At 69.5% G+C, this 17,100-nt stretch carries 17 protein-coding genes; 4 read left to right on the top strand and 13 right to left on the bottom strand.

All coding sequences use genetic code 11. From position 1 onward, the window contains the following. The 13 genes from AOK08_RS46830 to AOK08_RS16305 form a co-directional block, all read right to left on the bottom strand. A partial coding sequence (locus AOK08_RS46830) for a Pro-rich N-terminal domain-containing protein (protein ID WP_241826967.1) occupies nt 1-183 on the bottom strand: 183 nt, incomplete at its 3' end. Between the two features lie 172 nt (nt 184-355). Further along, a complete protein-coding gene (gene aroB / locus AOK08_RS16360) occupies nt 356-1,450 on the bottom strand; it encodes a 3-dehydroquinate synthase (RefSeq protein ID WP_055526300.1) in 1,095 nt (364 codons plus the stop codon). Beyond that, nucleotides 1,447-1,929, bottom strand: coding sequence for a shikimate kinase (locus AOK08_RS16355; RefSeq protein ID WP_055526304.1), 483 nt, complete (start codon nt 1,927-1,929; stop codon nt 1,447-1,449). Before AOK08_RS16355 ends, aroB begins: the two co-directional genes overlap by 4 nt. Before the next feature lie 29 nt (nt 1,930-1,958). Beyond that, nucleotides 1,959-3,143, bottom strand: a complete 1,185-nt coding sequence (aroC, locus tag AOK08_RS16350; protein ID WP_055526299.1) for a chorismate synthase — start codon at nt 3,141-3,143, stop codon at nt 1,959-1,961. Nucleotides 3,144-3,310: 167 nt separating this feature from the next. Next, nucleotides 3,311-4,150: a shikimate dehydrogenase gene (locus AOK08_RS16345; protein WP_055526298.1), complete on the bottom strand. Its 840-nt coding sequence runs from the start codon at nt 4,148-4,150 to the stop codon at nt 3,311-3,313. Further along, entirely contained in the window at nt 4,131-5,990 is a 1,860-nt protein-coding gene (gene mltG / locus AOK08_RS16340) for an endolytic transglycosylase MltG (RefSeq protein ID WP_079054060.1), read from the bottom strand. Before mltG ends, AOK08_RS16345 begins: the two co-directional genes overlap by 20 nt. A gap of 125 nt (nt 5,991-6,115) precedes the next feature. Beyond that, nucleotides 6,116-6,580: a Holliday junction resolvase RuvX gene (gene ruvX / locus AOK08_RS16335; RefSeq protein WP_055526303.1), complete on the bottom strand. Its 465-nt coding sequence runs from the start codon at nt 6,578-6,580 to the stop codon at nt 6,116-6,118. 20 nt (nt 6,581-6,600) lie between these two features. Next, nucleotides 6,601-9,273, bottom strand: a complete 2,673-nt coding sequence (gene alaS / locus AOK08_RS16330) for an alanine--tRNA ligase (RefSeq protein ID WP_055526296.1) — start codon at nt 9,271-9,273, stop codon at nt 6,601-6,603. Then, nucleotides 9,273-9,632: a DUF6167 family protein gene (locus AOK08_RS16325; RefSeq protein WP_055526295.1), complete on the bottom strand. Its 360-nt coding sequence runs from the start codon at nt 9,630-9,632 to the stop codon at nt 9,273-9,275. Before AOK08_RS16325 ends, alaS begins: the two co-directional genes overlap by 1 nt. Before the next feature lie 8 nt (nt 9,633-9,640). Beyond that, a complete protein-coding gene (locus tag AOK08_RS16320) occupies nt 9,641-10,087 on the bottom strand; it encodes a DUF948 domain-containing protein (protein ID WP_055526294.1) in 447 nt (148 codons plus the stop codon). Nucleotides 10,088-10,338: 251 nt separating this feature from the next. Next, nucleotides 10,339-10,953 (bottom strand): 30S ribosomal protein S4, encoded by a 615-nt coding sequence (gene rpsD / locus AOK08_RS16315; protein ID WP_055526293.1) that lies wholly within the window; start codon nt 10,951-10,953, stop codon nt 10,339-10,341. A gap of 300 nt (nt 10,954-11,253) precedes the next feature. Further along, complete coding sequence (locus AOK08_RS16310) at nt 11,254-12,609, bottom strand: replication-associated recombination protein A (protein WP_055526292.1); 1,356 nt, start codon at nt 12,607-12,609, stop codon at nt 11,254-11,256. A 45-nt stretch (nt 12,610-12,654) separates the two neighbouring features. Next, on the bottom strand, nt 12,655-13,314 hold the full coding sequence (locus tag AOK08_RS16305; protein ID WP_055526302.1) for a vitamin K epoxide reductase family protein: 660 nt from the start codon (nt 13,312-13,314) through the stop codon (nt 12,655-12,657). A 139-nt stretch (nt 13,315-13,453) separates the two neighbouring features. Here AOK08_RS16305 and AOK08_RS16300 point away from each other — a divergent pair, with 139 nt between their 5' ends. Genes AOK08_RS16300 through AOK08_RS16285 form a run of 4 tightly spaced genes read left to right on the top strand, consistent with a single transcriptional unit; the run spans nt 13,454 to nt 16,972 of the window. Then, nucleotides 13,454-14,320, top strand: a complete 867-nt coding sequence (locus AOK08_RS16300) for an ABC transporter ATP-binding protein (protein WP_055526291.1) — start codon at nt 13,454-13,456, stop codon at nt 14,318-14,320. Then, a complete protein-coding gene (locus tag AOK08_RS16295) occupies nt 14,317-15,162 on the top strand; it encodes an ABC transporter permease (protein ID WP_055526290.1) in 846 nt (281 codons plus the stop codon). Before AOK08_RS16300 ends, AOK08_RS16295 begins: the two co-directional genes overlap by 4 nt. Further along, nucleotides 15,159-16,352 carry a sensor histidine kinase gene (locus AOK08_RS16290; RefSeq protein ID WP_241826966.1) on the top strand — a complete coding sequence of 398 codons (1,194 nt, stop codon included), beginning with the start codon at nt 15,159-15,161 and terminating at the stop codon, nt 16,350-16,352. The genes AOK08_RS16295 and AOK08_RS16290 overlap by 4 nt, the downstream gene beginning before the upstream one ends. Then, entirely contained in the window at nt 16,349-16,972 is a 624-nt protein-coding gene (locus tag AOK08_RS16285; RefSeq protein WP_055526289.1) for a response regulator, read from the top strand. The genes AOK08_RS16290 and AOK08_RS16285 overlap by 4 nt, the downstream gene beginning before the upstream one ends. The last annotated feature ends 128 nt before the right edge of the window (nt 16,973-17,100 follow it).

The raw sequence follows: 17,100 nt of genomic DNA, 5'->3' as shown, positions 1-17,100 counted from the left end.
ACCCGAAGACACCGAACCCGCGATCACACCCGGGTTCCGGCCCGAGTTCAGGTCCGGATTCGGGCCCGGGTTCAGGACCAGGTGTTGCTGACCCCCGTGCGCGGCTGCCGACGGCCGGTCGGCGGTCGGGCCTTGCCCCGGCTGGTGGGGCGGCGGCAGCGGAGACCCCACTGCGTCCTGCATCCGGTGCCACTCCATCTCGTACAGGCGGTCGGCGCTGGCCGGCGGGCACGGACCCCGCTCGCTACCGAACGGTACCGTCCCGGGCCGTTGTTTGGTGAACGGCCCGGGACGGCCCGAAGTGCCCGTCCCCGCAAGCGAATCGGGCCGTGTGGCCGCGTGGGGAGGGAGCTGCCTACTGGCCCACTTCGCCGTAGGCGGCGAGGAGGACGGCCGGGTCGGGTCCCTCAAGGACCGTCGGCTTGGCAAGGCCGTCGAGGACGATGAACCGCAGCAGGTTGCCCCGCGACTTCTTGTCGAGCTTCATCGTCTCCAGCAGCTTGGGCCACTGGTCGTAGCGGTAGTGCAGCGGCAGGCCGACGGATTCGAGGACCGTGCGGTGGCGGTCGGCCGTCGCGTCGTCCAACCGGCCCGCGAGGCGGCCCAGTTCGGCGGCGAAGTGCATGCCCACCGAAACGGCCGCGCCGTGGCGCCACTGGTAGCGCTCGTTCTTCTCGATGGCGTGCGCGAGCGTGTGCCCGTAGTTGAGGATCTCGCGCAGGCCGGACTCCTTCAGGTCCGAGGAGACGACCTCCGCCTTCACCTTGATCGACCGCTCGATCAGCTCGGCGGTGTGCGGACCGGCCGGAGTGCGGGCGGCCTGCGGGTCGGACTCGATCAGGTCCAGGATCACCGGGTCGGCGATGAAACCGGCCTTGATGATCTCCGCGAGCCCGGACACGTAGTCGTTGACCGGGAGCGAGTCGAGCGCCGCCAGGTCGCACAGCACACCGGCGGGCGGGTGGAAGGAGCCGACGAGGTTCTTGCCCTCGGCGGTGTTGATGCCGGTCTTGCCGCCGACCGCCGCGTCCACCATCGCCAGTACCGTCGTCGGGATCGCGATCCAGCGCACCCCGCGCAGCCAGGTCGCGGCCACGAAACCGGCCAGGTCGGTGGTCGCGCCGCCGCCGACACCGACGATGACGTCGGTGCGGGTGAAGTTGGACTGGCCAAGAGCCTTCCAGCAGTAGGCCGCCACCTCGGCGGTCTTGGCCTCCTCCGCGTTGGGCACCTGGATGGCGACCGCCTCGAAGCCCTGGTCCGCCAGGTCGGCGCGCAGCGCCTCACCCGTGTCGGCGAGCGCCTCGGGGTGGATCACCGCGACCCGCTTCGCCTTGGGCCCGATCAGTCCGCCCAGCTCCTCCAGGAGCTGACGGCCGATCAGGACCTCGTACGGGTCGCTGCCCGCCGTGCCGCCGACCTGGATCCGCGTCACTGTCTCGCTGCTCATGCTGACTTCAACTCCAGTGCGTCCAGGACGGCTTGGGTGACCTCTTCGGGCGTACGGCCGTCGGTGGCGACGACCGCGTCGGCGACCTCCGTGTACAGATGGCGGCGGGCCTCCATGAGTTCCCGCCACTGTCGGCGCGGGTTGACCGCCAGCAGGGGGCGGGCCGCGTTCAGGCCTGTGCGCTGGACCGCTTCCTCGACGTCCATCGAGAGGTAGACGACCCGGTGTCCGGCCAGCTCCCTGCGGGTGTCCTCGTCGAGGATCGAGCCGCCACCGAGGGCGAGAACGCCGTCGTGCTCGGCCAGGGCCCGCTGGACCGCCCGCTTCTCGACGGCACGGAAGGCGGGCTCGCCCTCGTCGACGAAGATGTCGGCGATCGTGCGGCCCTGTTCGGCGACGATGTCGTCGTCCGTGTCCCTGTACGAGCATTCGAGCCGCTCGGCAAGCAGTCGTCCGACCGTGGACTTGCCGACGCCCATCGGGCCGACCAGCACAATCTGCACCACGCTCACCGGACGATCAGGTGTTCGAGGTAGGACTCGACGTTCCGGCGCGTCTCGGGCACGCTGTCGCCGCCGAACTTCTCCACGACCGCGTCGGCGAGGACGAGGGCCACCATCGCCTCGGCGACGATGCCGGCCGCCGGGACCGCACAGACGTCGGAACGCTGGTGGTGCGCCTGCGTCGCCTCACCCGTCACCACGTCGACGGTCTGCAGAGCGCGCGGCACGGTCGCGATGGGCTTCATCGCCGCCCGTACGCGCAGCAGCTCACCCGTGGACAGTCCGCCCTCGGTGCCGCCGGAGCGGCCGGTCGCGCGCCGGATGCCCTCGTCCGTGGCGAGGATCTCGTCGTGCGCCTTCGAGCCGGGCACACGCGCGAGGTCGAAGCCGTCGCCGACCTCGACACCCTTGATGGCCTGGATGCCCATCAGCGCGGCGGCCAGCCGGGCGTCCAGGCGGCGGTCCCAGTGCACGTGCGAGCCGAGGCCCACCGGCACGCCGTACGCCAGCACCTCCACCACACCGCCGAGGGTGTCGCCGTCCTTGTGGGCCTGGTCGATCTCCGCGACCATCGCCTTCGACGCGTCGGCGTCCAGGCAGCGCACCGGGTCCGCGTCCAGCTTCTCGACGTCGGAGGGCTTGGGGTAGACGCCGTACGGGGCCTTCGCCGCCGCCAGTTCGACGACGTGCGAGACGATCTCGATGCCGGCCGCCGCCTTCAGGAAGGAGCGGGCCACGGCACCGAGCGCGACCCGCGCCGCGGTCTCACGCGCGGAGGCGCGCTCCAGGATCGGGCGGGCCTCCTCGAAGCCGTACTTCTGCATGCCCGCGAGGTCGGCGTGGCCGGGGCGGGGGCGGGTCAGCGGGGCGTTGCGGGCGAGCCCGGCCAGGATCTCCGGGTCCACCGGGTCGGCGGCCATGACCTGCTCCCACTTCGGCCACTCGGTGTTGCCGACCATCACCGCGACCGGTGAGCCCAGCGACAGACCGTGCCGCACACCGCCGAGGAAGGTGATCTCGTCCTGCTCGAACTTCATCCGGGCACCGCGCCCATAGCCGAGCCGACGCCTCGCGAGGTGGTCCGCCACCAGCTCCGTGGTGATCGGCACGCCGGCGGGAAGACCCTCCAGCGTCGCGACGAGTGCGGGACCGTGGGACTCCCCCGCGGTCAGCCAGCGCAACCTGCTCAACGGTGCTCCTCATGCTCGCGCCCTGGTACTGCCCTGCGTACGCGCGTCCTCGCGTACGGCGACGGCGTGACCGGGTGCGCGGCCCTGGCCCGCCACCCCCGATCCTCCCACGTCCGGGCCCAATGCCTGATGGGAGGTCCAGCACGCGGACGGGAAAGGGCATCGGATCAGCCGTCGGCCAGTGCCTTCTCGCCCGCCCTGCGCATGGCGTCCAGCGGCCCCGGGACGAGCCCGGTCATCTGTTCGACCTGAAGCACCGCCTGGTGCACCAGCAGGTCGAGTCCGCTCAGGACCGCCCCGCCGTACGCCGACCAGCGGGCCGCCAGATCGGTCGGCCAGGGGTGGTAGAGCACGTCGAAGAGGGTCGCGGGCCGTTCCGGGACGGCTCGGGACAGTTCGTCGGTGGCGCCGGCCGGGGTGGTGGCGATCACCAGCGGGGCGTGCATCGCGCGGGCCGCGTCCGCCCAGTCCGCCGTACGGACCTCGATGTCGAGGCGTTCGCCCCACTGCCGCATCTCGGCGGCCCGGGCCGCGCCGCGGACGTACACGACGACCTCGCCGGTGCAGATCCTGGCCAGCGCGGCGAGCGCGGAGGAGGCGGTGGCGCCGGCGCCGAGAATCGCGGCGGAGTCGACCTGTTCGATGCCGTGCTCGCGCAGGGCGCCCACGATCCCGGGGATGTCGGTGTTGTCGCCGACACGGCGCCCGTCCTCGTCGAACACGACGGTGTTGACGGCCTCGACCGACGCGGCCGTCTCGCTGATCTCGTCGAGCAGCGGGATGACCGCCCGTTTCAACGGCATGGTGAGGGACAGCCCCGCCCACCGGGGCCCGAGCCCGCCGAGGAATCCCGGCAGGCCCGCCTCGTCGACCTCGAAACGGTCGTACGTCCAGCCGGTGAGCCCCAGCTCCTCGTACGCGGCGCGGTGCAGCACCGGGGAGAGGGAGTGGGCGATGGGGGAACCGAGCACCGCGGCCCGGCAGGCGTCAGCGGCTCTTGCTCGCATTGAACTTGTCCTTGAGCTTCTGGAATTCCTCGTGGGTCTTGGCGAATTCTGTCTTGCTCACGCCGTCGGTCGCCACGAAGTAGTACCAGCCGTCGTCGGTCGGATTGAGCGTGGCCTTCATCGCCACATCGCCGGGATTCCCGATCGGACCGGGCGGCAGACCCTTGTTGGTGTACGTGTTGTACGGGTCCTTGTTCTTGTTGATCTCCGACTCGCTGATGTCGATGTTGCTCTCGTTCTTCACATAGTTGAAGGTCGAGTCGAACTGCAGGAAACCATAGGTCTGGGGGTTCGCGAGATTGAGGCGGTTGTAGACCACTTCCGCCATCTTGCGGTAGTCGTCAATGGTCTTGCCCTCGGCCTGGACGAGGCTCGCGACCGTGATGACCTGCAACGGGCTGTCGAGTTTGAACTTCTTGGCCTTGGCTTCGAGGTCGAGCGCGTCATACTTGGCGGCGGCCTGCGTGACCATCGGCTTCAGGACGTCCGCGGGTTTCATGCCCTTGGCGGCGGGATAGGTCGCCGGGTAAAGGAAACCTTCCAGCGGGTCCTTGATCTTCTTGTTGTCGTTGGCCCAGTCCGGCAGACCGAGGCTCTTGTAATCCTTTTTGGCGACCTTCGCGGTGGTACCGGCGGAAATCCCGAGCTGTTTGTCGATCGCCTTGTAGACATCCACATTTCGCTCGCCCGGCTTGACGAGCAGATATTTCTGGCTCTTGGGGTCGAGCATCAACGCCACGGCACTCTTGGCGGACATCTCCTTGTTCAGGACATAGGCGCCGGCCTGGATTGTCTTGCCCCTGGGATTCTCCTCCTGGGCGGCCACGAAGGCGTCGACGCTCTTGACGACACCTTTCGCCTCCAGCACCTGAGCGATGACATAACCGGTCGCGCCCTTGGGGATCTCGACGGTCACCGTCGCACTCGTGCCGTCGCCCGTGTAGTCGGGGACCGGGCCGAAACGATTTTGGTAGAACTGGTAGCCGAAATACCCGATTCCGGCGACCCCGCCGCCGAGCACCAGGGCGACCAGCAGGCAGGCGGTTCCGTTGCGGCTCTTCTTGCCCTTGCCGCCGCCCTTCCCGCTCTTCGCGCCCTTGCCGCCGTCCCGGTTCTTCCGGTCACCACGGCCCCGGCGCCCCTCCGCCTCGCCCTCGGGCTCGTCGTCGTCGCCGTCGTCACCGCCCGCGAAGAAGGCGTGCTCGCCCTCGTCGGGACCGGGGTCCCAGCCGGTCTGCGGCTCCGGCTCGGGTTCCGGGCCGGGTTCCGGCTCGGCACGGCGCCTGGTCGGCGGCTCGGGCGGCGGGTAGGCGTCGGGCGTGCCGTACTGGTCGGGCTGCTCGCCGCCGTACGCGGCGGACTGCTGGGCGTACGGGTCCGTGGGGTCGGCCATGTACGGGACCTGCGCCTGCTGTCCGGCGTCCCAGCCGCCGTTCGCGTACTGCTGCTGGCCCTGGCTCTGACCCTGACTCTGGTCGACGTACTGCTGCTGGCTCTGGCCCTGGTCGACGTACTGCTGCTGGTGGTTCTGCTCGCCGTACTGCTGCGGGTACTGCTGTTGCTGGACCTGCTGCTGGTACTGCTGCTGTGGGTACTGCTGGTCCGGGTACTGCTGCTGCGCCTGGCCGTACGCGGCCTGCTGGCCGTCGGTGCCCCAGTCGCCGTACTGCGACTGCTGCTGGTGCTGCTGCGGCTGCTGGTGCTGCGGGTAATGCTGCTGCTGGGCGCCGTAGGAGGACTGGTCGGCCAGGGCCTGCTGCCCTTCCCATCCGCTGTCCCCGTACAACGGGTCCTCGGGATGCCACGGTTCGGAGCCTGGGCCCCGGCCATACTCAGTCATCGATCCCCTAGAGCCGCGAGGCGGCCACTCACGCGGCCCCCACATCGCCGCTACCGTTCCGCCTCGTACTGTGCGGCCGCTGTTCGAACAGAGCCACAATCGCGCGGAACGTTACCGTATCGCGATCAGATGACCACTTCGACGCCCTCGCCAGGTGCTTTACCTGACACCCGTTCGGATTCCAGGGCCTGCTGGAGGATGATCACGGCTGCGACCTGGTCAATGACCGATCTGCCCTTTTTCGATTTCACACCCGAAGCACGCAGTCCCTGGCTCGCCGTGACCGTCGTCATGCGCTCGTCCACCAAGCGCACCGGGACCGGTGCGATCAGGCCTGCAAACTGCTGTGCGAAGTCACGGACCTTGGTGGCGGCGGGGCCCTCGCCCCCCTTGAGGGAGCGAGGGAGACCGACGACGACCTCGATGGGTTCGTACTCGTCGACGAGCTGTTTCAGCCTGCGCTGGGCCGCGGGCACGTCCCGGCCCGGGACCGTCTCCACCGGAGTGGCGAGGATCCCGTCGGGGTCGCAGGAGGCGACCCCGATCCGGGCGTCCCCGACGTCGATCGCGAGCCGACGGCCGCGGCGCATGGCGTTGGTGTCGTCGTCGCTCACTTGGCCGTTTCCGCCACGAGGCGCTCGACGGCGTCGACGGCCTCGCCGACGGCGGCCGGGTTCTGGCCACCGCCCTGGGCGACGTCCGGCTTGCCGCCACCGCCGCCGCCGAGGGTCTTGGCGGCCGTACGGACCAGGTCGCCGGCCTTGAGACCGCGCTCGCGGGCGGCCTCGTTGGTGGCGATGACCGTCAGCGGCTTGCCGCCCGCCGTGGTGAAGAGGGCGACCACGGCGGCCCGGCCGCCCTGGATACGGCCGCGTACGTCGAGGACCAGCTTGCGCAGGTCGTCGGCGCTCGTGCCGTCCGGCACCTGACCGGTGACCAGCGCGACCCCGTTGACGTCCTTGGCGCCCTCGGCGAGCCCGGCGGCGGCCTGGAGGACCTTCTCCGCGCGGAACTTCTCGATCTCCTTCTCGGCGTCCTTCAGCTTGCCGAGCATGGCGGAGATCTTCTCCGGAAGCTCCTCCGGGCGGCCCTTGACCAGCTCCTGGAGCTGGGCGACGACCGTGTGCTCCCGGGCCAGGAAGTTGTAGGCGTCCACACCGACCAGGGCCTCGATACGCCGGACACCCGAACCGATGGACGACTCGCCGAGCAGCTTGACCAGGCCGAGCTGGGCGGTGTTGTGAACGTGCGTACCGCCGCACAGCTCCTTGGAGAAGTCGCCGATGGTCACGACGCGCACGCGCTCGCCGTACTTCTCGCCGAACTCGGCGATGGCGCCCTGCTTCTTGGCCTCTTCGAGGCTGAGGATCTCGGCGTGCACGTCCAGGTCGCGGGCGAGCACCTCGTTGATCTGCTGCTCGACGTCGGTCATCACGGCCGTCGGTACGGCGGACGGGGAGCCGAAGTCGAAGCGGAACCGGCCGGGCTGGTTCTCGGAACCGGCCTGGGCGGCCGTCGGGCCGAGGGCGTCGCGCAGGGCCTGGTGGGTGAGGTGGGTGGCCGAGTGGGCGCGGGCGATGGCCTTGCGGCGGCGTACGTCGATGGCGGCCTGGGCCTTGGCGCCGACGGTCACCTCGCCGACCTGGACGACGCCCTTGTGGACGTACACCCCGGGAACCGGCTTCTGGCAGTCGCGGACCTCGATGACGGCACCGGTGTCGATCCTGATGCGGCCGGTGTCACCGATCTGGCCGCCGCCCTCGGCGTAGAACGGGGTGCGGTCGAGGACGATCTCGACCTCGTCGCCCTCGGTGGCGGCCGGGGAGGAGACACCGTCGACGAGGATGCCGACGACCGTCGACTCGCCCTCGGTGCGGTCGTAGCCGTAGAACTCGGTCTCACCGGCGGTGTCGGCGATCTCGCGGTAGGCGCCCATGTCGGCGTGGCCGGTCTTCTTGGCCTTGGCGTCGGCCTTGGCGCGGTCCCGCTGTTCCTTCATCAGGCGCCGGAAGCCGTCCTCGTCCACGGAAAGGCCCTGTTCGGCGGCCATTTCGAGGGTGAGGTCGATCGGGAAGCCCCAGGTGTCGTGGAGCAGGAACGCCTTGTCGCCGGAGAGGACCTGGCCACCGGCGGCCTTGGTCTCGGTGACGGCGGTGTCGAGGATGTTGGTGCCGCCCTTGAGGGCCTTGAGGAAGGCGGCCTCCTCGGCGAGGGCCACGGTCTCGATGCGCTTGCGGTCGGTGACGAGCTCCGGGTACTGCTGGCCCATCGTCTTGATGACGACGTCGACGAGGTCGGCGACGACCGGTCCGGAGGCGCCCATCAGGCGCATGTTGCGGATGGCGCGGCGCATGATGCGGCGCAGCACGTACCCGCGCCCCTCGTTGCCGGGCGTGACGCCGTCGCCGATGAGCATGACGGACGTACGGATGTGGTCGGCGACCACGCGCATGGAGACGTCGGACTCGTGCTTCTCGCCGTAGCGGACGCCGGTCAGCTCGGTGGCCTTGTCCATGACGACGCGCAGGGTGTCGGTCTCGTACATGTTCTGTACGCCCTGGAGGATCATGGCGAGTCGTTCGAGGCCGAGACCGGTGTCGATGTTCTGCGACGGGAGGTCGCCGAGGATCGGGAAGTCCTCCTTGCCGTCACCGGCCCCGCGCTCGTACTGCATGAAGACCAGGTTCCAGATCTCCACGTACCGCTCGTCGTTGACGGCCGGGCCGCCCTCGACGCCGAACTCGGGGCCGCGGTCGTAGTTGATCTCGGAGCAGGGTCCGCAGGGTCCGGGGACGCCCATGGACCAGAAGTTGTCCTTCTTGCCCAGGCGCTGGATGCGCTCCTTGGGCACTCCGACGACCTCGTGCCAGATGCGCTCGGCCTCGTCGTCGTCGAGGTAGACGGTGATCCAGAGCTTCTCGGGCTCAAGGCCGTAGCCACCGTCGGCCACGGAGTTGGTGAGCAGCTCCCAGGCGTACTTGATGGCTCCTTCCTTGAAGTAGTCCCCGAAGGAGAAGTTGCCGCACATCTGGAAGAACGTGCCGTGCCGGGTGGTCTTGCCGACCTCTTCGATGTCGGGCGTGCGCACGCACTTCTGCACGCTGGTGGCGCGCGGGGCGGGCGGCTTCGTCTCGCCGAGGAAGTACGGCTTGAAGGGGACCATGCCCGCGTTGACCAGGAGAAGAGTCGGGTCGTCCGCGATGAGCGACGCCGAAGGGACGACGGTGTGACCGCGCTCCTCGAAGAAGCTCAGCCAGCGGCGACGAATTTCAGCCGACTCCATCAGTGGTCCTCATTCCGGTTGTACGGGTGTGTGTTGTCCAGCATCCCGTAGTGCTTCTCGTCGTGCTTCAGGTTTTCGCGCCCTCGGTCGAGGGCGGGAAGCCGCCGCTGCGGGGGCAGCGCGCGGCCGGGAGGCTCGGCGATCCCGAGGGCCTCGCCGAGTTCCGCCTCGCGCTGGGCCATCCCGGCCCGTACGTCGAGGGCGAAGTCCTTGACCCGGTGGCCGGCCTCGATCGCCTTGTTGGCGGCCTGCGCGGCCAGGTGCTCGGGGGTGAGCTGGCGCAGCTTGCGGTTGACCTTGGTGGTGGCCCACACACCGGCCGCGGCGCCCGCGGTGAACCAGAACGTACGGCGGAACATGGCGGGGTTCAGCCCTTCTGCCTGCGACGCTTGGAGCCCTTGGGGGCCGGTACGGTGCGGCCGATGACGACGGTACGCCGGACCCCCTGCGGCTCGGGCGCCACGTCGGCCCTGGTGCGGCTCATCGCCCGGCGTACGCCGTATCCGAAAGCGGCGACCTTGACGAGCGGGCCGCCGAAGGTCGAGGCGACGGTGGTGGACAGCGCCGACGCGTTGGAGGTGACCTCCTGGACGTCGGTGGCGATGGCGTCGACCCGGTCGATCTGGGTCTGTGCGGAGCGCACGGCCTGGGAGGCGTCGGCCAGCAGCGGAACGGCCTGTTCCGTCACCTCCGCGACCAGCTTGGTGGTCGCCCTGAGCGTCTGGGCCAGCCTCACCAGCGCGACGGCGAGGAAGGAGACCAGGATCGCCCAGAAGACGGCCACCAGGATCCCGGCAACCTCTCCACCGGTCACACCGCACCGCTCTCTGCGTTCGTGGATCAACTGTGTTCTGGGGGTACGTCACTTCGGTTCCGCACACTTCGGAAGCCGCCCCGACCCTATCGCGCCGGAGGTGGCTCCCCGCACCGGACGGGGCCTGCCGTGCAGGCGGGCGTCCGCGACCGGGGCCGTACGCGAAAGCCCGCCGCTCCCCCGCCGGTGAGGGCGGGGAAACGACGGGCCGAGGCGCGAAGCCGGTGAGACCAAGTACCGCGACCGCTGGATCAGCGGGCGTAGTACTCGACGACGAGCTGCTCGTCGCAGATCACCGGGATCTCCTTGCGGTTCGGCTCGCGGTCCAGGCGGAAGGCCAGGGCGCCGAGGTTCACCTGCAGGTAGCGCGGGGTCTCGCCGTCGGGGGCGAAGCCACCGGCACGGGCGACCTCGAACAGCGTCTTGCTGCGGCTGCGCTCGCGGACCATCACGACGTCGTCGGGACGGACACGGAACGACGGCTTGTCGACCTTCTGGCCGTTGACCTCGATGTGGCCGTGAACGACCATCTGGCGGGCCTGGTAGATCGTGCGGGCGATGCCCGAACGCAGAACCAGGGCGTCGAGACGACGCTCCAGCTCGATGACCAGGGCCTCACCGGTCTTGCCCTGCGTCTTGGCGGCACGCTCGTAGGCGCGGACGAGCTGACGCTCGGACACGTCGTACTGCGCGCGCAGACGCTGCTTCTCCAGCAGACGGACCTTGTAGTCCGAGTTCTGCTTGCGGCCACGGCCGTGCTCGCCCGGCGGGTAGGGGCGGGCCTCGAAGTACTTGACGGCCTTCGGGGTCAGCGCGATGCCGAGGGCACGCGACTTCTTGACCTTGGGGCGGGACTGGTTCGCCACTTCTTTTCCTTTTCCTTTTCGGCTGCCTCAGGGTTACGGGAGGTCGCATCCGCAGCCGGGGATTCCCGGCAGGTCCACGAGGGACTCGCCAGGCAGCCGTTCCCCTGTGCTGGGCACATACGTGCAGCACACGAACGACCCACCGACCGGTCCCGGAACCCCGGGTGGTGGTGGGTTGCCCGCGACACCTACGAAGGTGCGCGACGCTCCTGGATCAGAAGATCCGGCTGCTTGTCCCGCCTGAGGCGCCGGCCGAAGCCGGACACGGGACGCAGCACTGCGCAGGATTCTACAGCGTACTCAGGACCGCTTTCGACCGAGGTGTTTCCTGGTCCACTCGACCGCGTCCGCGTACCGGGCCTCGGCTCCGTGCCGGGTCGGCTGGTAGTACGTACGGTCCTTGAGCTCCTCCGGGGCGTACTGCTGCTCGGCGATGCCCTCCGGCAGATCGTGCGGGTACACGTACCCCTGCGCGTGGCCGAGCTTGGCGGCGCCCTTGTAGTGCCCGTCGCGCAGATGCATCGGGACGGGTCCCGCATGGCCCTTGCGTACGTCCTCCATGGCGGCGCCGATCGCCATGGTCGCCGCGTTGGACTTGGGGGCCAGGGCGAGGGCGATGGTGGCGTGGCTGAGGGTGAGGGCGGCCTCCGGGAAGCCGATCATGGCGACGGCCTGTGCGGCGGCGACGGCTATCGGCAGGGCGTTCGGATCGGCGAGGCCGATGTCCTCGCTGGCGGAGATCATCAGACGGCGGGCGATGAAGCGGGGGTCCTCGCCGGCCTCGATCATGCGGGCGAGGTAGTGCAGGGCCGCGTCGACGTCCGAGCCACGGATGGACTTGATGAGGGCGCTGGCCACGTCGTAGTGCTGGTCGCCGTCGCGGTCGTACTTCACGGCCGCCCGGTCGACGGTCTCCTCCAGGGTCTGGAGGGTGATGTCCGCCTCGCCCTTGTCGAGGGCCGCTCCGGCGGCGGCCTCCAGGGCGGTCAGGGCGCGGCGGGCGTCTCCGCCGGCGATCCGCAGCAGGTGGTTCTCGGTGTCCTCGGGGAGGGCGACGGCGCTCTTGAGGCCGCGGTCGTCGGTGAGGGCCCGGCGCAGCAGACCGCGCAGGTCGTCGTCGGTGAGGGGTTCGAGGGTGAGGAGGAGGGAGCGGGAGAGCAGGGGCGAGATCACCGAGAAGTACGGGTTCTCGGTGGTCGCCGCGATCAGGGTCACCCAGCGGTTCTCGACGGCGGGGAGCAGGGAGTCCTGCTGGGCCTTGCTGAAGCGGTGGATCTCGTCGAGGAAGAGGACGGTCTCCTTGCCGAAGCCGCCGGTGGCGCGGCGGGCCCCGTCGATGACCGCCCGGACCTCCTTGACGCCCGCGGTGATCGCCGACAGCTCGACGAAGCGCTTGTCGGTGGCCTTCGAGACGACATACGCCAGGGTCGTCTTGCCGGTGCCGGGCGGGCCCCAGAGGATCACGGACGAGGGACCGGCCGGGCCGCCCTCGCTCTCCCCGACGAGTCTGCGCAGCGGTGACCCCGGCTTCAGCAGGTGCTGTTGCCCGACGACCTCGTCGAGAACGCGCGGACGCATCCGCACGGCCAGGGGGCTTCCGGACGGGTCCTTCTCCTGGCGTGCTTCGGCAGCGGCGGTGAACAGGTCGGGCTCCACGTCCAAAACCCTATGTCACGGCACTGACAATGCCTGCGGGCCCTGTCAGCTGGTCCAGAAGTCCCACCAGCGGGTCAGGATCAGCATCCCGATGATGCCGATGTGCAGGACCGGCACGACCCAGGTGAACTCACCGAAGAAGCTCCTCAGCCACTTCGGCGCCGGAATGAATCCGTTCCGCACGTTGAACGAGGTCACGTACCAGAACATGATGATCGTCGCGACCCAGGCCAGGGAGCACCACAGGCACAGCGCGTTGATCCGGTAAAGGGACTGGAACTGCAGCCAGGTGCAGAATCCGACCCCGAAGAGGGTGCCGGCGTTGAAGGTGAGCCAGTACCAGCGCGGGAAGCGGGCCCGGCACAGCAGGCTCATGGCGACGCAGATGACGATGCCGTAGGCGACGAGGCCGAGCATGGGGTTCGGGAACCCGAAGGCGGAGGCCTGCTTGCTCTGCATGACGCTGCCGCAGGACACCACAGGGTTGAGGCTGCATCCGGGCGTGAACGTCGTGCCCGCGATCTTGGCTTCCAGCAGCTTGAACTTGTCGATCGTGATGACCCACGCGGCGAGCAGACCGGCCGCGCCGGTGAGCAGCAGCATCACGGCGAACCCACGGCTGCCGCCCACGGAGCGCGAGGCCTCGACGGGGGGCTCGGGCTCGTCGATGGCGGCACCGTCCTTCATCACTGTCGTCTTGGTCATCACGCCGTTCCGTTGCTTCGAGGGGGGCTGGCGGGCACGGTCATTGTGCCGCACGCGGGCGCGTGTCCACCGTTCGGTGGACATAAGAAGGTACGCCCGGTCGTGCCAAAGGGCCCGGTTCCGGACGAGACTCGACGGCATGACTACGCACTCGAAGGAACTCGCGGTGGAAGTACGGGGACTGCGCAAGCGGTACGGGGACCTGACCGCCGTGGACGGCATCGATCTCGGCATCCGCCGGGGCGAGGTGTTCGGCCTGCTGGGGCCCAACGGCGCGGGCAAGAGCACCACCGTGGAGATCCTCCAGGGCAACCGGTCCCGGGACGGCGGCGAGGTGTCCGTGCTCGGCACCGATCCGGCGAAGGGCACGCGCGCGTGGCGCTCACGTGTCGGAATCGTCTGGCAGGACGAATCGGCGCCCGCCGAGTTGACAGTGCGCGAAACCGTACGTCATTTCGCCCGTTACTACCCGGCGCCGCGGGACCCGGAGCAGGTGATCGGGCTGGTCGGTCTGGAGCAGAAGGCAGGCAGCCGGATCAAGGAACTGTCGGGCGGCCAGCGGCGCCGTCTGGACGTGGCGCTCGGTGTGATCGGCGGCCCGGAACTGCTGCTCCTGGACGAGCCGACGACGGGGTTCGACCCTGCGGCCCGCCGCCAGTTCTGGGACCTGATCCGGATGCTCGCGGACGACGGCACGACGATCCTGCTGACCACGCACTATCTGGAGGAGGCGGAGGCGCTGGCGGACCGGCTGGCGATCGTCTCGGCGGGCCGGGTGGTCGCGGAGGGCGAGCCGGCCGCCCTGCGGGAGCGCCACGGCACGGACACCAGGGTCGAGTGGACGGAGACCGACGGCACCCCGCGCGTCACCCACACGAAGACGCCGACCCGCACGGTGATTGACCTCACCCAACGCTTCGACGGCGAGATACCCGGCCTTCGGGTGAGCCGCCCCACCCTGGAGGACGTCTACCTCCGGCTCACCGGACAGGAGGACGCACGATGACGACGACGGCCGCACGCACCCGCGCGGAGACGACGGAGATCCGGTTCCCCTCGGCCTGGAGCCTGGGACTTGCCCGGGGCGCCATGGAGATCAAGCAGTTCTTCCGGATGCGCGACCAGGTGGTCTTCACGTTCGCCTTCCCGATCGTCTTCCTGTTCCTCTTCGCGTCGATCTTCAGCGACGACATCGACTCGGCGGGCATCACCGCCTCCCAGTTGTACGTCCCGGCGATGATGGCCGCCGGCATCATGTCGACGAGCTTCCAGGCCTTGGGCATCTCGATCGCCATCGAACGTGACGAAAAGGTGCTGCGCCGGCTGACCGGCACGCCGATGCCGCCGGCCGCGTACTTCCTCGGCAAGATCTGGCTCGTCCTGGTCACCGGCTTCCTGGAGACGGCGATCCTGCTCCTGGTCGGCACAACGCTGTACGACGTGAAACTGCCCTCGGACGTGGGCAAGTGGGCGGACTTCGCCTGGATCTTCGTCCTCGGTCTGACCGCGTGCGCGCTGCTCGGCATCGCGATCAGCTCCGTCCCGAAGTCGGGCAAGAGCGCGACCTCCGTGGTCGTACTCCCCTTCCTGGTGCTCCAGTTCATCTCCGGGGTGTACATCTCGATCAACACGATCCCCGGCTGGATGCTGAACATCGGCGCCCTGTTCCCGCTGAAGTGGATGTGCCAGGGGCTGCGCGGGGTGTTCCTCCCGGACTCGGCGCGCGTCCTCGAACAGGCGGGGAGCTGGGAGTTCGGGCGCGTGGCCCTGGTCCTCGGGGCGTGGTGCGTCGGAGGACTGGTGCTGTGTCTGCTGACCTTCCGCTGGAAGAACCGGCGCGACGGGTGACCGGTTCCACTTCCACGGCACGCGGCGCGAACAACTGGGAGAACTCGTTCCGCCTCTGGGACACGTACTTCGCCGTCGTGTGGCTGGCCACCCTGGTGTTCGTGCTCGGCGCGAACCACCCGGGGTGGCCGGTGCGCCTGACGTCGGCCGCGCTGCTGCTCCCCCTGGTCCCGGTGTACGTGGGACGGGGCCGCGTGCTGCTCCAGAACGATCCTCCGGACGAACACCGCTCGCTGCACTACCTCCTCACCACCCTCGCACTGTTCCTCCCCTCGGCGGTCCTGGTGGGCGAGACACGCCTGATGACCTTCGCGCTGATCCCGCAGTGCTTCATGACCCTGCGGCTGCGCTGGGCGCTGGCGGCCGTGACGGTCATCAACATCGTGCCGGTCGCGGGCTGGGCGGTGCTGTGGTGGCCCAGCGACCACGAGGTGTTCTTCAACGTGATGTTCGCGCTGGTGACTCTGGTCTTCTCGGTGGCGTTCGGCAGCTGGGTGATCAAGGTGATGGACCAGAGCCAGGAACGGGCGGACCTGATAGCCGAGTTGGACGCGAGCCACCTTGAACTCGCCCGTCTCTCCACGGCGCACGGAGTTCTGGCCGAGCGCGAACGCATGGCCAGGGAGATCCACGACACCCTCGCCCAGGGCTTCACCAGCCTGCTGATGCTGACCCAGGCGGTCGAGGCGGAACTCGCCCACGACCTCCCGCAGGCCCGCCGCCATCTGTCCCTGATGTCGGAGACGGCCCGCCAGAACCTCGCCGAGGCACGCGCCCTGGTCGCCGGCGGCGCCCCCGCCGACCTGGAGGGCGCACCCCTCCCGGACGCCCTGCGCCGCCTCGCCACCCGCAACGAGGCGACACTGACCATCACGGGCCATGTCCGCCCGCTGCCGCCCGGCCCCGAGGTGGTGGCTCTGCGCACCTGCCAGGAGGCCCTGGCCAACGCGCGGAAGCACGCGGGCGACGGAGCGCCGGTAGCAATAGATCTGACGTACGAGAACGAGGGGATCACGCTCTCCGTACGGGACGAGGGCTCCGGCTTCGACATGGGCGCCGTACGATCCGGCTACGGCCTGGCGGGACTGAGCGCCCGGGCGACGGAGGCGGGCGGAACGGTACGCATCCACAGCACACCGGGCAAGGGCACGACGGTGAAGGTCACCCTCCCCCTGAGGAGTTTCCAGTGATCCGGGTCATCCTGGCCGACGACCACCCCGTGGTACGGGAGGGGCTGCGCGCGATGCTCAGCGCGGAACCGGACCTCGATGTGATCGCCGACGCGTCGAGCGGGCCGCAGGCGGAGGCGCTGGCGGCGGAGTTGCGGCCGGACATCGTGCTGATGGATCTGCGGATGCCGGGCGGCGGGGGCGTCGACTCGATCATGCGGATGAGCGAGGCCGGGCTGCCGTGCCGTGTGATCGTCCTCACGACGTACGAGACGGACCGGGACATCCTGCGGGCCGTGGAGGCGGGAGCGGCGGGCTATCTGCTGAAGGACCTGCCGCGTGGCGAACTGGCCGAGGCGGTACGGGCGGCGGCGCGCGGCGAGACGGTACTGGCGCCGTCGGTGGCGGCGAGACTGGTGGACCAACTCCGGACGCGACCGGAGCGACCCCGCCTGTCGTCCCGGGAGACGGCGGTGCTGCGCCTGGTGTCGGAGGGCTGCACGAACGCGGAGATCGGGCGCCGATTGTTCATCGGGGAATCGACGGTGAAGACGCACCTGCTACGGGCGTTCGGAAAACTGGGCGTGGACGACCGCACGGCGGCGGTGACGAGCGCGATGCGCCACGGCTTGCTGGACTGAGCACCGGAGGGGCCGGCACCCGAGGACGAGGCCTGCTCAGCCCCGCCCCCAGCGTCGTTACAGCCCAGGCCAGGTATATCCAGCCGGTCCGGCGCTTGAGGACGAGACCCCTTCAGGGCCGAAGCGGG

The sequence above is a fragment of the Streptomyces graminilatus genome (assembly GCF_001418565.1).
GTDB classification, from domain to species: domain Bacteria; phylum Actinomycetota; class Actinomycetes; order Streptomycetales; family Streptomycetaceae; genus Streptomyces; species Streptomyces graminilatus.
This window is presented reverse-complemented; position numbering and strand designations above follow the sequence as displayed.

Coding starts and splice junctions, on each gene's coding strand:
- AOK08_RS16295 (WP_055526290.1), top strand. CDS start 14,317: ATGACGACGACGGCCGCACGCACCCGCGCGGAGACGACGGAGATCCGG.
- ruvX (WP_055526303.1), bottom strand. CDS start 6,580: ATGCGCCGCGGCCGTCGGCTCGCGATCGACGTCGGGGACGCCCGGATC.
- mltG (WP_079054060.1), bottom strand. CDS start 5,990: ATGACTGAGTATGGCCGGGGCCCAGGCTCCGAACCGTGGCATCCCGAG.
- aroB (WP_055526300.1), bottom strand. CDS start 1,450: ATGAGCAGCGAGACAGTGACGCGGATCCAGGTCGGCGGCACGGCGGGC.
- AOK08_RS16355 (WP_055526304.1), bottom strand. CDS start 1,929: ATGGGCGTCGGCAAGTCCACGGTCGGACGACTGCTTGCCGAGCGGCTC.
- AOK08_RS16305 (WP_055526302.1), bottom strand. CDS start 13,314: ATGACCAAGACGACAGTGATGAAGGACGGTGCCGCCATCGACGAGCCC.
- alaS (WP_055526296.1), bottom strand. CDS start 9,273: ATGGAGTCGGCTGAAATTCGTCGCCGCTGGCTGAGCTTCTTCGAGGAG.
- AOK08_RS16325 (WP_055526295.1), bottom strand. CDS start 9,632: ATGTTCCGCCGTACGTTCTGGTTCACCGCGGGCGCCGCGGCCGGTGTG.
- AOK08_RS16300 (WP_055526291.1), top strand. CDS start 13,454: ATGACTACGCACTCGAAGGAACTCGCGGTGGAAGTACGGGGACTGCGC.
- AOK08_RS16345 (WP_055526298.1), bottom strand. CDS start 4,150: ATGCGAGCAAGAGCCGCTGACGCCTGCCGGGCCGCGGTGCTCGGTTCC.